This window comes from Micromonospora sp. CNZ322 (assembly GCF_007827755.1).
This window is the reverse complement of sequence record NZ_VITD01000006.1, coordinates 308,905-322,576: the sequence shown is the minus strand read 5'-3', so window position 1 is coordinate 322,576 and position 13,672 is coordinate 308,905. Positions and strand designations below refer to the sequence as shown.

Below are 13,672 nucleotides of genomic sequence, written 5' to 3'. Positions count from 1 at the left end.
CGCCTGCGCACGGTGGGTGGCGAGGGTGCGCAACGCCCGGAAGGGGTGCCTCCCTCAGACCGAATGCGGGAACTAGATACCCTTTCCATGACCCTTGTCCGCAAACCGAGGATGACCGACATGATCAAGCCGGTGCAGTTGCCGACGCCGTGGCGGGACGCACGCCTGACCGTCGTGGTGCCCACGTACAACGAGGCGGGCAACCTCCCGGCGCTGGTCGAGCGGCTGCTCGCGCTGCCGCTGCCGGGGCTGCGCATCCTCGTCGCCGACGACAACTCCCCCGACGGCACCGGGGAGGTGGCCGACAAGCTGGCCATCGAGCACCCCGACCGGATCGAGGTGGTGCACCGCGCCGGCAAGGAGGGCCTCGGCCGGGCGTACGTGGACGGGATGACCCGGGCGATCGAGGGCGGCGCCGAGTACGTGGCGCAGATGGACGCCGACCTCTCGCACCCGCCCGAGGCGCTGCCGGGGATGCTCGGCGCGCTGCTCTCCACCCAGGCCAGTGTGGTGATCGGTTCCCGGTACGTCCCCGGCGGCGAGCTGGACGAGAATTGGCCGCTCTACCGCCGGGCGCTCAGTGGCTGGGCCAATCTCTACGTGCACACCCTGCTACGGGTACGTATCCGGGACCTGACCGCCGGCTTCAAGATCTGGCAGGCCGAAGCCCTGCGCGACATCGACCTGGAGCGGGTGCAGTCCAACGGCTACAGCTTCCAGGTGGAGATGCACTACCTCGCCACCAAGCTGGGGCACACCATCCTGGAGGTGCCGATCCGCTTCGAGGAGCGGCGCGACGGCGTCTCCAAGATGACCACCGCGACCAAGGTGGAGAGCGCGCTCATGCCCTTCCGCCTCCGCAGCAAACACCGCAACATCACCCGCTAACCCTCCCCCCACCCTGCCTGGGTGATCAAGAGGTTTGCGTCGTCAGCGTCGGCGGAACTGACGCAAACCTCTTGATCACCGGGAGCCAAGGGGGGTGGGGGTGGGCCTTAGTCGGGGTAGATGGCGCGGTGGGCGGTGGAGATGGCTGCGGCGTAGGCGCGGCCGGTGAGCGCGCGGTCGCGGGCCAGCGCGGCGCGGGCCGCGTTCGCGCCCGGTGCGCCGTGCACACCGCCGCCGGGGTGCGCCGACGCGCTGGCCAGGAAGAGCCGGTCCACCGGGGTGTCCGCCCGGCCCAGGCCAGGGATCGGGCGCAGGAAGAGCTGCTGGTACGCGGCGGCGGTCCCGCCGCCGAGCGTGCCACCGACCAGGCTCGGATTGCCCTTCTCCAGGTCGGCTGGCCCGGCCACGTGTCGGCCCACGATGAGGCTCCGGAAACCCGGGGCGGCCGCCTCCAGCACGTCCTCCATCCGCTGCACGTGCCCGGCGACCTCCTCGGCCCGCCAGTTTCGCCGGAACGGCAGATGGGTGTACGACCAGAGCGACTCGGTGCCCGGAGGGGAGTGGCTCGGGTCCGCCACAGACATCTGCCCGACCAGCAGGAACGGGTCGCGGGGTAGCTCGCCACGGGCCAACTCGCTGGCGTAGTGGGTGAGCCCGTTCAGGTCCGCGCCGAGGTGCACGGTGCCGGCGCCGGCCACCTGCCGGTTCGTCCAGGGCACCGGCGCGGAGAGCGCCCAGTCCACCTTCAGCGTGGAGCCGTCCCACCGGAAGTGCGCCAGGTCCTCCACGAGCCGGGATGGCAGTGCCGCCGCGCCGACCAGGTCGAGGTAGAGCGCCGGCGCCGGCACATCGGCGAGCACGGCCCGACGGGCCCGCCACAGCCCGCCGCCGACGGTCCGGACCCCCATCGCCCGGCCCCGGGCGGTGAGCACCCGATCGGCCCGGGCACCGTAGATGATCGTCCCGCCGAGCCCCTGTAGCCGATCCACCAGTGCGTTGGTGATCTGCTGCGCGCCTCCGTCGGGCACCGGCCAGCCGACCTGCTGGCCGAGCATGGCCAGCAGCCAGCCGTACACCCCGGAGCCGGCCTCCTCAGGGGAGAGGTCGGTGTGCAGGGCACAGCCGGCCAGCAGGGCCGGCCCGCCGGGACCGTCGAAGAGTTCGTCGCCAAGTTTGCGGACCGGCACGACCAGGCGCCGCGCGAGTCGCAGCGCGCCGGCGACGCGCAACCGACGCAGGAGGCCCAGCCCGCCGCGTACCGGCGGGAACGGCGAGGTGATCGCCTCCAGCATTGGGTCGGCCACGTCGAGCCAGTCGGTGTACGCGTTGAGCCAGCGCTTACCGTCCCCGGGGGCGAACTGCTCCAGCGACGCTGCCGTGACGTCCGGGTCCCGGTTGATCACCGCGGCTCGACCGTCCGGCAGCAGGTGCGCCAGCACGTCCGGCGAGTGCCGCCAGGACAGCCCGTGTCGACCCAGGTCCAGGCCGCCCAGCACCGGCGAGGCGTACCCGAGGGGGTAGAAAGAGCTGTAGAGATCGCTGAGGTAGCCGGGCGCGGTGACCTCGGCGGAGCGGACCGCGCCGCCGGGCACCGCTGTCGCCTCCAGCACCACCACGTCCCAGCCGGCGTCGGCCAGCAGGTTGGCCGCCACCAGGCCGTTGTGCCCGGCGCCGACGATGACGGCGTCCGCGCTCTGCACGGTGGTGGTTGTCATCGGATCCGCCTACCCGGCGCGCAACCGGGCGAAACGTGTTTGCCTCGTCGAGGCCGGGGCATCCAACGCCGCATGTACACGGTTGCGCAGCTGGTGGGCGGAGTATGGGGTGCGGGCGGCGACGGCGGCGAACTGGTCGTGCGTGATCCGGCGGACGACGCGCCGGTGAGCACGGTGCCGGTGGCCACTGCCGACGAGGTGGGCAAGGCGACCCAGGCGGCCCGCAACGCGGCGGCCCAGTGGGCGGCGACCGCTCCTGCCGAACGCGCGGCGGCGCTGCATCGGGCCGCGGACGCGGTGGAGGCGGTCATCGAGGAGTTGGCGGCGGCGGTCACCGCGGAGATGGGCAAGCCGTTGGCGGACGCCCGCGGCGGCGTCGAGGCGGGGATCGGCACCCTGCGACAGTATGCGGAACTGGCACCGCTGCGCGGCGGGCGCACGCTGAACGGCGAAACCGACGCGCTGGACTTCCTGACCCCGCAGCCACGCGGGGTGGTCGCGGCGATCACCCCCTGGAACGACCCGGTGGCGGTCTCCTGTGGACTGCTCGGCGCGGCCCTGGTGACCGGGAACGTGGTGCTCTACAAGCCGAGCGAACGGACACCGGCGACGGGCTGGCTGCTGGCCCGAGCACTGGACCAGGCACTGCCGGCCGGGGTGTTGTCGCTGCTCACCGGCGGCCCGGAGGTGGGTGCGGCACTGGCGGCGCAGGACGTCGACGTGGTGGCCCACGTGGGTTCCACAGCGACCGGGCGGGCGATCGCCGCCGCGGCGGCCCGCACCGGCGCGAAGGTGCTCCTGGAGAACGGCGGCAGTGACCCGTTGATCGTGGATGCGGGCGTCGACCCGGAGTGGGCGGCGGAGCAGGCCGCGCTCGGCGCGTTCGCCAACGCCGGGCAGATCTGCGTGGCGGTGGAGCGGCTCTACGTGCACCGGGAGGTGGCCGACGACTTCGTGGCCGCGCTGGTACGCCGCGCCGGAGCCCTACGGGTCGGACCGGGCCGGGACCCGGGCACCGAGCTGGGCCCGCTGGTCGACCGGCGGCACCGGGACCACGTGCACGGGCAGGTGGCGGCCGCGGTGACGGACGGCGCACGGGTGCGGGTGGGCGGCGAGGTGCCGGACGGGCCGGGGGCGTTCTACCCGGCCACCGTCGTCACCGACTGCCGCCACGACATGCCGCTGGTCCGGGAGGAGACCTTCGGGCCGGTCGCCCCGGTGGTGGTCGTCGACTCGTTCGACGAGGCGCTGCGCTGCGCGGCGGACTCCCCGTACGGGCTGGCCGCAACGGTGTTGACCCCGTCGATGAGTCACGCGCAGCGGGCGTGGCGGGAGCTGCCCGTGGGCACGGTCAAGGTCAACGCGGTGTTCGGGGGTGCGCCGGGGGGTGCCGCGCATCCGCGCCGGGCCAGCGGGCAGGGCTTCGGGTACGGCCCGGAGCTGCTGGACGAGTTCACCGCCACGAAGGCGGTGCACATCGAGGCGCCGGGCGGCGGGCACTGGTGAACGGTACGGGCAGACGCAGGGGTGGTGCGTCCGCCCGCCCGTACCGCGTCGGTTGTGCTCCGGTGTGCGGCGGTTGTCAGTCGCCGCGGGCCTTGCGGGTGGCGCGGTCGTTGGCCTTCTCGATGGCCGTGACCAGCTCCGGTTTGGTCATGCTGGACCGCCCGGGCACGTCGAGTTTGCGGGCCACCGACATCAGGTGGTCCTTGGTGGCGTTGGCGTCCACGCCACCGGCTGTGGGGGCTCGCCGTTCCGGCCCGCCACCGGCGGCCTGCTGGTCGCTGGGGCCCTTGCGGCCCTTCGGCTCCCAGTGGTCGCCCACCTTCTCGAACTCATGCTTCACGGCGGCGAAGGCGGTGCGGTGCGACCGCTCCCCCTCGCCGTAGGTCTCGACCGCCGAGTCGTGCGTCTTCTCCCATGTGCGCTGCGCCTTCTCCGGGGAGCGTCGCAGCGTGCTGGGCAGGTCTTCGCGCCCGGGCATCTCGTCCTCCTCCGTGTCGACAGGGTCACTGTGACCGTTCCCCAGTGACCGGGCGGCAAACCGTAGCGACGCCGCCCGGTACCGCGTGGGTTTGTCGATTTCACCATCCGGGTACCGCCGGGCCAGGCCAGACCGGACGACCGGTCATCCGGCGGCCGGGGCGCAGGGAGCGGGCATGACGACCACGGAGCCCGATACGACGCTCGACGGCACACCGGGCACGCGGGTGCCCCGACGGATGCGGCAGTTGAGCTGGCGGACCTGGCGCGGGGTGCTGGTCCGCAGCGTGCAGAACTTCGTCAACGACAACTGCTCCGACTGGGCCGCCGCGCTGACCTACTACGGGGTGCTGGCGCTCTTTCCGTCCGCCATTGTGGTGGTGGCGCTGGTCGGTCTGGTCTCCGACGGGGAGCGGACCCTGGACACGGTGGTCGACCTGGCCAACCAGGTGGGCGCCGGGTCGGTGCTGACAAACGACGAGGGTGGCGTGGTCGGGGTGATCCGGACCGTGGTGCTCGACCAGAGCAACCCCAAGCTGCTGCTGAGCTTCGGCCTGCTCGGCGCGCTCTGGTCCGCGTCGGGTTTCATCGGTGCCTTCACCCGAGCCTCGAACGCCGTCTACGGGGTGACCGAGGGCCGCCCGGTCTGGAAGCTTCGACCGCTACAGATCGGCCTGGCGGCGATCACGCTGGTGCTGCTCGCGGTGGTCGCCCTCGGCCTGATCGTCAGTGGGCCGGTCACCGATGCGGTCGGCGACCTGATCAACGCCGGCGGCCTGGCCCGCACGACGTGGAGCGTGGCGAAGTGGCCGGCCCTCGCCATGATCATGATGGTGCTGCTGTCCCTGCTGTTCTGGATCGCGCCGAACGTGCGTCAGCCCCGGTTCCGCTGGCTCACCCCGGGCGGCGCGGTGGCCCTGATCTCCTGGGCGGCGGCCTCCTTCGGCTTCGGCCTCTACGTGGCCAACTTCGGCTCGTACAACACCACCTACGGCAGCCTCGGAGCGGCCATCGCGTTCCTGGTCTGGCTCTACCTGTCCAACTCCGCGCTGATGCTGGGTGTGCAGATCAACTCCGAGGTGCAGCGCGGACGGCAGTTGCAGGCCGGCGACCCGGACCCGGACGAGCCGGTGCTGCCGCCCCGCAAGCCCGCCGACGAGTGAGGTCCCGTTCGGTCGTGGTGTCCGGTTCGCCGTCGGGCCGGGGGCCGGTTCGCGGCCCGGTGCCGGTTTACCGAGCGGGGTGCCGGGTAGCGCAGAAGGCATGGAGCGTGGCAACAGCAAGCACGGACCGAGGATCGACGAACAGATGAGTCAGGAGGTCAGCGGCCTCGTACAGGGGCCGGGGACCGGTGGCTCTCGGGTCGACGAGTTCCGGGTGCCCGAACCGGCCGGTGAGGACCAGCCGGAGGTGAGCACCGTCCCGGCGGGTGAGACGCGCACCGGCGCCCCGAAGGGCATGAGCTCCACGGACGTCGAGCAGCGCAGCCGGCTCGGCCGGTTCATCTCGATGAGCGCGCTGCCGGGCGACCGTCTGGTGCTCATTGCCAGCGCCCGTGAGAACGAGGCGCCGGACGACATCGTGGCGGCGCTGGAACGGCTGCCCGAGGGCACCGTCTACCAGACGGTCTCCGAGGTGTGGGCCGCGCTGGGCAACAAGAACGAGACAACTCGCTGGTGATCAGGATCGCCCCCGATCCGGCAATCCACCGGCGACTGAAGGAGGTTCCCCGATGAGTGGCGTTACCGAACATGTGGACGTTTCCGTACCCGTGCGCACCGCGTACGACCAGTGGACGCAGTTCGAGGAGTTCCCCGAGTTCATGGAGGGTGTGCAGGAGGTCCGGCAGCTCTCCGACACGATGACCCACTGGACTGTGGACATCGCCGGGGTGAAGCGCGAGTTCGACGCCGAGATCACCGAGCAGCTGCCCGACGAGCGCGTCGCCTGGCGCTCCACCGGCGGCACCCAGCAGGCCGGTGTGGTGACCTTCCACCGGCTCGACGAGGACAAGACCCGCGTCACCCTGCAGCTTGAGTTCGAGCCGCACGGGGTGGTCGAGCAGGCCGGTGACAAGCTCGGCATCGTCGACCGGCGGGCCAAGGGCGACCTGGAGCGGTTCAAGACCTTCATCGAGCGACGCGGTCAGGAGACCGGTGCCTGGCGCGGGTCGGTGGACCGTCCGCAGCCGTGACCTGAGCAGTGACACCGATGGCCGCCAGAATCCTGGCGGCCATCGCCGTGTCTCAGCCTTGTCGCACGCCACCGTTTGCGATCATCGCGCCCGGGTACCGCTCAAGACATGACCGACGACAGCATCAGGGTGTGGCGGGACGAGGAGCGGATTCCGTTGGAAGAGCTGGAGCAGGCCGTGGCCGGCTCCAGCCTCGACGGGCAGGCCGACGACGTGACCGGCAACGACGCGGGGGAAGAGGCGACGTTCGGCCACGGGCCGGCAGCGGACGACCGGAAGGGGCAGGCCCAGGGCAACAGCCGGGAGGACACCGACCCGGAGCGCCGCTACCGCCCGTCCACCACCGGGCGGACCGGTCCGGACGCGGGCTGACCCTCCCGGCCGGGCTGAGTGGGCGCCGGCTGCCCGGTGGGCCGGCCGGTCGAGCGACGGTCGCCCCACTCGTAGAGCGCGATCAGCGCCAGCGCGAGCACCAGCAGGGCCGAGCCCAGCACCTGCACCGAGGTGTTGCCGATCAGCACGCCCAGCCCGGCCGGGACGAGCGCCGCACCGACGCCCGCGGCGCCGATCTGCAGCCCGATGGCCCGGTCCGCGTGCGCCGCGCCGACCCGTTCGGCGGTGGTGAGGGTGAGCAGCGGAAACACCGGCGCGGCGGCGAAACCGACAACGACCAGGCCGAGCACCGCCAGCAGGGCCGGCCCGGGAACGGCGATCAGCGCCGCGCCGACGGCCATTCCGGCAAGGCTGACGCGCAGCACAAGCCCCGCCCCCAGGCGCTCCGCCACCAGACCCTGCACGACCCGGCCGATGAAGAGGCTGCCCCAGTACGCGGAGACGCAGCCGCCGGCCAACGCCGCGCTGAGCCCGCGCCCCTCGGTCAGCAGCAGGAACGCCCACAGCCCGGCGGACACCTCGATCGCCACGTACAGCACGAAGGCGAGCGTTCCCGACCAGACCGCCGGCAGCCGCAGCGTGGCCCGAACCGGGACGCGGACGGTCGACGTCGGCCCGGCCTGGATGGCGGCACCGGCCTCGGTGGGCACCGGGGCGTCGGCCTCGGTGCTGGCCGGGGCGCCGCGGTGCCAGGCCCGCACGGTGAGCGCGAACGCGGCGGCGAGGACGAGTTGGGCGGCGGCCACGATGCCGTACCCCCAGCGCCAGGCGAGCCCGGCGCTCAGCACCGCGGTCATGATCAGTGGACCGATGGCCACGCCGAGGCCGAAGAAGGCGTGCAACCAGTTCATGTGGCGGGGCCCGAAGGCCCCGGCGGCGTACGCGTTGAGCCCGGAGTCGACCGCACCGGAGCCGAGCCCGAGCAGCAGCGCACAGCCCACCAGCACCGCCAGCACGGGGCTCACCGAGTAGCCGGTCAGCGCCAGGCTGGCCAGCAGGGTGCTGCCGGCGAGCAGGGCGCCCACGCCGACCCGGGCCAGCGTGAAGCCGGCCAGCACGCTGGAGGTGAGATAGCCGACGGTGCCGGCGGTGAGCACCCACCCGACCGCCTCGGTCGGCACGTCGAAGTCACCCCGGATCGAGGGCCAGCTGACGCCGAGCAGGCCGTCGGGCAGGCCGAGACTGACGAACGCGAGGTAGGACAGCAGGAGCAGTGCGGCGCGAGGACGCGCGGGCGGGGTGGACACGAGACACCATCCTGCCGCAGGGGCACCCTAGCGCCGTCGGCACCCGATCGCCCTCGGCGCAAAGAAGTCGTGTCCGTACGGTCGAGAAAACGGACAGCTCATCCAGAATCGGCCGATCGGAGGACGGCAAGCCGGCCGGTTCGCGTAAGAATTTCGGGATGCATCAAGGCTCCGGAATCCTCTCCACGCGTCAGCGCCGGCTCGCCTGGCTCGGCTTCCTGCTCGCCGCGCTCCAGGCGCCCGTGTCCGCCTGGCTCGTCGCCGACGAGTCGTGGCTGTTCAGCCTCTGCGTCGCGCTGATGGTGGCCACCGTGATCATCGCTGACGACGCGGCACGGCGTCGCCCGGCCAACGCGACAAGCGACTAGCCTCCGCCGCCCGGCCGGGCCTCGTGGCCCGGCCGGCCCCGGCTACGGCGGCGTTCCTTCATCTCCGCCTCGTAGAGGTGGCGCCGCCCACCCACCAACTCGTCGCGGGCCTGCTGGTCCAACTCCCGGAACAGCGCGTGGTAACCGTCGTCGAAGTCCTCGACGATCTGAAACGTCCACCGTCCGGCGATGACGTTGCGGCCACGCAGCTCCGTGGCGATCCGGTCGGCGAGGTGCGGATGCCCGGCGGCGCGAAACTGCTCCACCGCGTCGTCGAGCATCAGGTCGGCATGGCCGATCAACTGGTGCACCGAGTAGAGGTGCCCCCGGGCCCGCTCCACACACTCCAGCGCCTCGCTGAGCTTGCCGAGCGCGGCGACAGTAGCGTCGCTGACGCCGTCCGGCCGCCGGTGCCGCTCGTCGGGTCCGTCCGCCTGCTGTCCCATCCGTGCCTCCGTGCCAGGTGCCGTCGTCCGTGGGTGTTCTCCTGCTGCCCCGTCTGTGCCGGATCAATCCCCCAGGTCAGCGGCGTCCGCCCCAGTGGGGCAGCCGACATCCGCCGAGTGGCCGAGGTCGACGCTGTCACCGGTCGGTTAGCCTCGGTCACCATGCGTGTGCCGTTCAACCGGGTCGCCTCCCGTACCGCCGTCGACTCGGCGCGGTCCACCCTGGCCGCCCTCACCGTCTCCGTGGGCACTGTCGGGCTCGCCGCCGCCGCCGCGCGACCGGGGCTGCTGGCCCTCGTCGACCAGCACGCGGCAGCCGTCCGGGACAGCCTCGACGGGGACCGCACGCCGCTGACCTCCGCGGCGCTCGCCGGCTACGCCGAGGGGGTGCGTGCCGCCGCCCTGGAGCACGGGTGGACGCCGCCCAGCGGGCCGGTGGACTGGAGCCACCCGGAGTGGCTGCTCACCCGGCTGGTCGCGGTCTGCGCGCTGGCTCGCGCACTCGACCGGCACTGACACGCGAGGGAGGGCGCCCCGCGTCGTCCGCGGAACACCCTCCGACCCGTCGTGCCGTTCCGCCCCGCTACGAGCGGTACTGCTGGGCTTCGTCCACCTGAGGCATGGCCTGGGTACGGTCACCCCCGCGGTCGGCCATCTGCCGCTCCACGTCGCTACGCCCGGCCGACGTGGCCTGACGTTGCTGCTGCACCGCCCGAGCCTCCTGTGCCGCCCGGTCCAGCCAGCCGTCCCAGCGTTTCTGCATCGGCTTCACGAGACCACCGCCGACGCCGACGATCAGGATGCCGGCCACCGTGGCGAGCACCGCGATCAGTACCGGGGTGGTCACCGTGGTGGCGATACCCACCTGGTTCAGGGCGGCGATCACACCGAGCGCGATAATGAAGATCGCCGTCAGGTCGGCCAGGACCTTGCCGTACGAGAGCCCTCCCAACGCCCCGGTGACCAGATCCCGGACAGCGTTGGCGATCGCGGCCGCCACCACCACGATGACGATCGCGATGAACGCGCGCGGCAGCCAGGACACCACGCCGCTGATCAGGTCACTGATCGCGTTGGGCCCCCAGACTCCGAAGGCGAACTGCAGCGTGAACAGCAGTACGGCGTAGTACGCCAGTCTGGCCAGAATGTCGCTGGCGTCGTACTTCGTTCTCTCCAGGGCCCGTTTGATGCCACCGCGTTCGACCGCCTGGTCGAAACGCACCCGTTCCAGCACCGTATCCACGATCTTGAGGACGGCTCTGGCGATGAGCCATCCGACCACGAGGATGACGATGAAGGCCACTGCCTTCGGGATGAAGAGCAGCACCGACCTCCAGGTGTCGGCGATGGCATCGCCGATGTCGGCCTGCCGGACCGCGAGGGTTTTCAGCATGATGTCCCTCCTGTCGCATGGACTGCGCCGGGCGCATACCCGGCAACCGGTCCGGCACTCCGCGCAGCGTGCGGCGTTTTTCCCGACAGACCTCCGGACAGGGGCCCTGAACTGCCCGAACAGCCACCGCGACGGACGCGGCCACGGCCCGCCGCCATGGTCGGATACCTTTCCCGGTCGGCCGACTAGGCTGCGAACATGCCAGGAACGGTCGGGCGGGTCCCCACGCCAGCAACTCCGGGCCCGGACGCACCCACCGGGTCCGGCCCGGCCGTCGGCGTGCTCGCCCACGACTGGGCCAGCACCCCGCTGGGCCCGGCCGACGACTGGGACGTCGCCCTCCAGGCCGTGGTGGAGCTGGTCCTCGCCTCGCCGATGCCGATGGCCCTGGCGTACGGCGACGACCTCGTCCTGCTCTACAACGCCGGCTACGCCGAACTGCTGGGCACCAAGCACCCGAGCGCCCTCGGTCGTCCGGCCTCCGAGGTGTTCGCGGAGATCTGGGCGCTGCCCGGCGTCGGTGCGGTGATCGAGCGCTGCTACCGGCAGGGCGAGGCCTTCCTGGAGAAGGAGTCCACCCTGCCGCTGGTCCGGGGGCACTCCGCGACGGTGGAGCAGGCGGTCTTCACCCGGGGCTACTCACCGGTGCGCGACAGCGCAGGTCACATCGTCGGCGTGTTGACGGTCGCGGCCGAGACCACCCACGTCACCGAGCAGTTGCAGAGCCTCAGCGAGGTGGCCGCGGCGCTCGCCGGCACCCTCACCCTCGACGACGTGGCCCGGGTGGCGCTGCGGTACGCGATCACCACGTTCGACCCCGACCAGGCCTCGTTCGCTGTCGACGAGGGCGGCGGTGGCTGGCGCATGGTGCGTCGGGTCCGTGGCGAGTTGTTGGACGAGGCCGACGAGCGGCTTCCCCCGCTCTGGCGGCGCGCACCGGCGGACTGGTCGGCCCCGGTGGTGCAGGCGGCCCGCTCCGGCGCCCCGTCGTTCACCCGCGACGGGCAGCCGCTGCGGGACACCGCCGTGGACCGCCACGACCAGAAGATCCGGGCGATGGCGGCCCTGCCGCTGGGCACCTCGGTGGTCCGCGGCGGGCTGGCGGTCGGCTACCAGGTCCCGCACACCTGGTCTCCCGCCGAGCGGGCGCTGCTGGCCGCCTCGGCGGAGCTGATCGGCCAGGCCGCGGAGCGGGCCCGCCGGTTCGAGACCCAGCACGGCACGGCCCAACTGTTGCAGCGCAGCATGCTGCCGGAGCACCTGCCGGATCTGCCCCGGTTGCGGATCGCGGCCCGCTACGACCCGGGCGTGGACGGCAACGCGGCCGGCGGTGACTTCTACGATGCGTTCCTGCTGCCCAACGGCTCGCTCGGCGTGGTGCTGGGCGACGTCGCCGGGCACGACGTGCAGGCCGCCGCGCGGATGGGGCAGGTCCGGGCCGCGCTACGCGCCCTGGCCCTGGCCGACCCGACGCCCGCTGCGGTCCTGGGCGGCCTGGACCGGCTGGTGACCAGCCTCGGCGTGGAGGCCGGCACCCACGAGCTGTTCGTCACAGTGGCGTTCGGGGTGATCGACGCGGAGCGGCGGGAGCTGACCCTGTCCAGCGCCGGGCACCCCGCGCCGCTGATCCGGCGCGGCGACCCGGATGGTCGGTTCCACGCCGAGTACGTCGACGTCCCGGCCGGGCCGCCGCTGGGGTTGGGCGGCCGGCCGGGCACCACTACCGTCCCGTTCCGCCCCGGCGACACCCTGCTGCTGTTCAGCGACGGGGTGGTGGAGCGTCGCCGGCAGAGCCTGAGCGCCGGGCTGGCCACCCTGAGCGACGCCATTGCCAAGGCCGGCAGCGGCGACCCCCGCGCGCTCTGCGCGGTGGCCACCGCCGCGGTCCCGGGCGGCACGGAGGACGACGTGGCCGTGCTGGCGGTCGAGCACGCGCTCAAACCGAGTCGTTCGGCGAGCATGGAGGTGCCCGCCGAGCCGACCGCGCCCAGCCGGGTCCGGCACTGGCTGACCGGCCAGCTCACCGAGTGGCAGGTGCCCGAGTCGGTGATCGGGGCGGCGGTGCTCTGCACCAGCGAGCTGACCACCAACGCGTTGCTGCACGCCGGCACGGCCGCCCGGGTGGAGATTGACCTCAGCGCCGAGCGGCTGCTCGTCTCGGTCGCGGATTCCGGCACCCGGGGCACCGTGACCCGGGCCCGTACCGACACGTTGAGCAGTCGCGGGCGCGGCCTGGGCCTGATCGAGGAACTCAGCGACGCCTGGGGCACCGACCCGTCGGTCCGGGGCTCCACGGTCTGGTTCGAGATCCTCACGCCGCCGGCCGCGCATCCCTGAGCCGCCCGAGGGTAGGAGGACGCCCATGGCTACCGACCGGCCCGCCGGGGTCCTCTTCGATGTCGACGGCACCCTTGTCGACACCACCTATCTGCACACCGTGAGCTGGTGGGAGGCGTTACGCCAGACCGATCAGCCGGTGCCGATGGCGGTGGTGCACCGTTCGATCGGGATGGGATCGGACAAACTCCTGGATCATCTCCTCGGCCCGGAGCGGGACCGCGACGCCGACTCGAAGCTGCGCGACGCGCACGACACCCTCTACGCCGAGTACTGGGAACGGCTCACGCCACTACCCCGGGCGGCCGACCTGTTGCGTGCCTGCGCCGAGCGGGGGTTGCGGGTCGTGCTGGCCACCTCCGCCTCGGAACCCGAGGTGGGCGCGCTTCGTCGGGCGCTGGCCGCCGATGACGTGATCGACACGATCACCTCCTCCGCGGACGCCCAGCAGAGCAAGCCGGCACCGGACATCCTGGTCGCCGCGTTGGAGCAGTCCGGGTTGGCCGCCGAGCGGGTGGTCTTCGTCGGCGACTCGGTGTGGGACGTCGCCGCGGCCGGGAAGCTGAACATTCCGTGTGTGGGCCTGACCTGCGGTGGCACCAGCCGCGGCGAGCTCGCCGGCGCGGGTGCCGTGTCGGTGTACGACGACCCGGCCGCGCTGTTGCACGAGTTGGCGGACTCGCCGCTCAGCCGACCCCGGTGAGGATC

Annotated in this window: 15 protein-coding genes; 10 read left to right on the top strand and 5 right to left on the bottom strand. The window is 72.5% G+C overall.

Annotation, left to right across the window (positions count from 1 at the left end):
* Positions 1 to 120 precede the first annotated feature (120 nt).
* On the top strand, positions 121 to 888 hold the full coding sequence (locus FB453_RS17330; protein WP_091402208.1) for a polyprenol monophosphomannose synthase: 768 nt from the start codon (positions 121 to 123) through the stop codon (positions 886 to 888).
* 107 nt (positions 889 to 995) lie between these two features.
* On the opposite strand, the gene FB453_RS17325 is transcribed toward FB453_RS17330, so the two are convergent.
* Complete coding sequence (locus FB453_RS17325) at positions 996 to 2,603, bottom strand: phytoene desaturase family protein (RefSeq protein ID WP_145791500.1); 1,608 nt, start codon at positions 2,601 to 2,603, stop codon at positions 996 to 998.
* 72 nt (positions 2,604 to 2,675) lie between these two features.
* On the opposite strand from FB453_RS17325, the gene FB453_RS17320 reads away from it, so the two are divergent.
* Positions 2,676 to 4,109, top strand: a complete 1,434-nt coding sequence (locus FB453_RS17320) for an aldehyde dehydrogenase family protein (protein ID WP_145791497.1) — start codon at positions 2,676 to 2,678, stop codon at positions 4,107 to 4,109.
* 76 nt (positions 4,110 to 4,185) lie between these two features.
* Here the strand turns inward: FB453_RS17320 and FB453_RS17315 are convergent, their stop codons facing one another.
* The gene (locus FB453_RS17315; RefSeq protein ID WP_145791495.1) at positions 4,186 to 4,587 is read right to left on the bottom strand and encodes a ChaB family protein; all 402 of its coding nucleotides are present in this window, start codon (positions 4,585 to 4,587) and stop codon (positions 4,186 to 4,188) included.
* 175 nt (positions 4,588 to 4,762) lie between these two features.
* On the opposite strand from FB453_RS17315, the gene FB453_RS17310 reads away from it, so the two are divergent.
* The 4 genes from FB453_RS17310 (at position 4,763) to FB453_RS17295 (ending at position 7,152) form a co-directional block, all read left to right on the top strand.
* On the top strand, positions 4,763 to 5,749 hold the full coding sequence (locus tag FB453_RS17310; protein ID WP_145791493.1) for a YihY/virulence factor BrkB family protein: 987 nt from the start codon (positions 4,763 to 4,765) through the stop codon (positions 5,747 to 5,749).
* Positions 5,750 to 5,849: 100 nt separating this feature from the next.
* Positions 5,850 to 6,266: a DUF2795 domain-containing protein gene (locus tag FB453_RS17305; RefSeq protein ID WP_091401660.1), complete on the top strand. Its 417-nt coding sequence runs from the start codon at positions 5,850 to 5,852 to the stop codon at positions 6,264 to 6,266.
* 52 nt (positions 6,267 to 6,318) lie between these two features.
* Positions 6,319 to 6,780 (top strand): SRPBCC family protein, encoded by a 462-nt coding sequence (locus tag FB453_RS17300; protein ID WP_145791491.1) that lies wholly within the window; start codon positions 6,319 to 6,321, stop codon positions 6,778 to 6,780.
* Between the two features lie 108 nt (positions 6,781 to 6,888).
* A complete protein-coding gene (locus FB453_RS17295) occupies positions 6,889 to 7,152 on the top strand; it encodes a hypothetical protein (RefSeq protein ID WP_112583415.1) in 264 nt (87 codons plus the stop codon).
* Here the strand turns inward: FB453_RS17295 and FB453_RS17290 are convergent.
* A complete protein-coding gene (locus FB453_RS17290; RefSeq protein ID WP_145791490.1) occupies positions 7,107 to 8,420 on the bottom strand; it encodes an MFS transporter in 1,314 nt (437 codons plus the stop codon). The two genes, FB453_RS17295 and FB453_RS17290, sit on opposite strands and share 46 nt — an antisense overlap.
* A gap of 158 nt (positions 8,421 to 8,578) precedes the next feature.
* Here FB453_RS17290 and FB453_RS17285 point away from each other — a divergent pair, with 158 nt between their 5' ends.
* Positions 8,579 to 8,788, top strand: a complete 210-nt coding sequence (locus FB453_RS17285) for a hypothetical protein (protein ID WP_091401653.1) — start codon at positions 8,579 to 8,581, stop codon at positions 8,786 to 8,788.
* Here the strand turns inward: FB453_RS17285 and FB453_RS17280 are convergent.
* Complete coding sequence (locus FB453_RS17280; RefSeq protein ID WP_112583417.1) at positions 8,785 to 9,234, bottom strand: hypothetical protein; 450 nt, start codon at positions 9,232 to 9,234, stop codon at positions 8,785 to 8,787. The genes FB453_RS17285 and FB453_RS17280 overlap by 4 nt on opposite strands.
* Positions 9,235 to 9,396: 162 nt before the next feature.
* Here FB453_RS17280 and FB453_RS17275 point away from each other — a divergent pair, with 162 nt between their 5' ends.
* Positions 9,397 to 9,750: a DUF6401 family natural product biosynthesis protein gene (locus FB453_RS17275; RefSeq protein WP_112583451.1), complete on the top strand. Its 354-nt coding sequence runs from the start codon at positions 9,397 to 9,399 to the stop codon at positions 9,748 to 9,750.
* A gap of 67 nt (positions 9,751 to 9,817) precedes the next feature.
* Here FB453_RS17275 and FB453_RS17270 read toward each other — a convergent pair whose 3' ends face one another.
* Positions 9,818 to 10,627, bottom strand: a complete 810-nt coding sequence (locus tag FB453_RS17270) for a mechanosensitive ion channel family protein (RefSeq protein ID WP_145791487.1) — start codon at positions 10,625 to 10,627, stop codon at positions 9,818 to 9,820.
* Positions 10,628 to 10,825: 198 nt separating this feature from the next.
* Between FB453_RS17270 and FB453_RS17265 the strand changes: the two genes are divergently transcribed.
* Together FB453_RS17265 and FB453_RS17260 are read left to right on the top strand one after the other, a co-directional pair.
* Complete coding sequence (locus tag FB453_RS17265; protein WP_112602188.1) at positions 10,826 to 12,964, top strand: ATP-binding SpoIIE family protein phosphatase; 2,139 nt, start codon at positions 10,826 to 10,828, stop codon at positions 12,962 to 12,964.
* Between the two features lie 25 nt (positions 12,965 to 12,989).
* Positions 12,990 to 13,667: an HAD family hydrolase gene (locus FB453_RS17260; RefSeq protein ID WP_112583419.1), complete on the top strand. Its 678-nt coding sequence runs from the start codon at positions 12,990 to 12,992 to the stop codon at positions 13,665 to 13,667.
* Positions 13,668 to 13,672 lie beyond the last annotated feature (5 nt).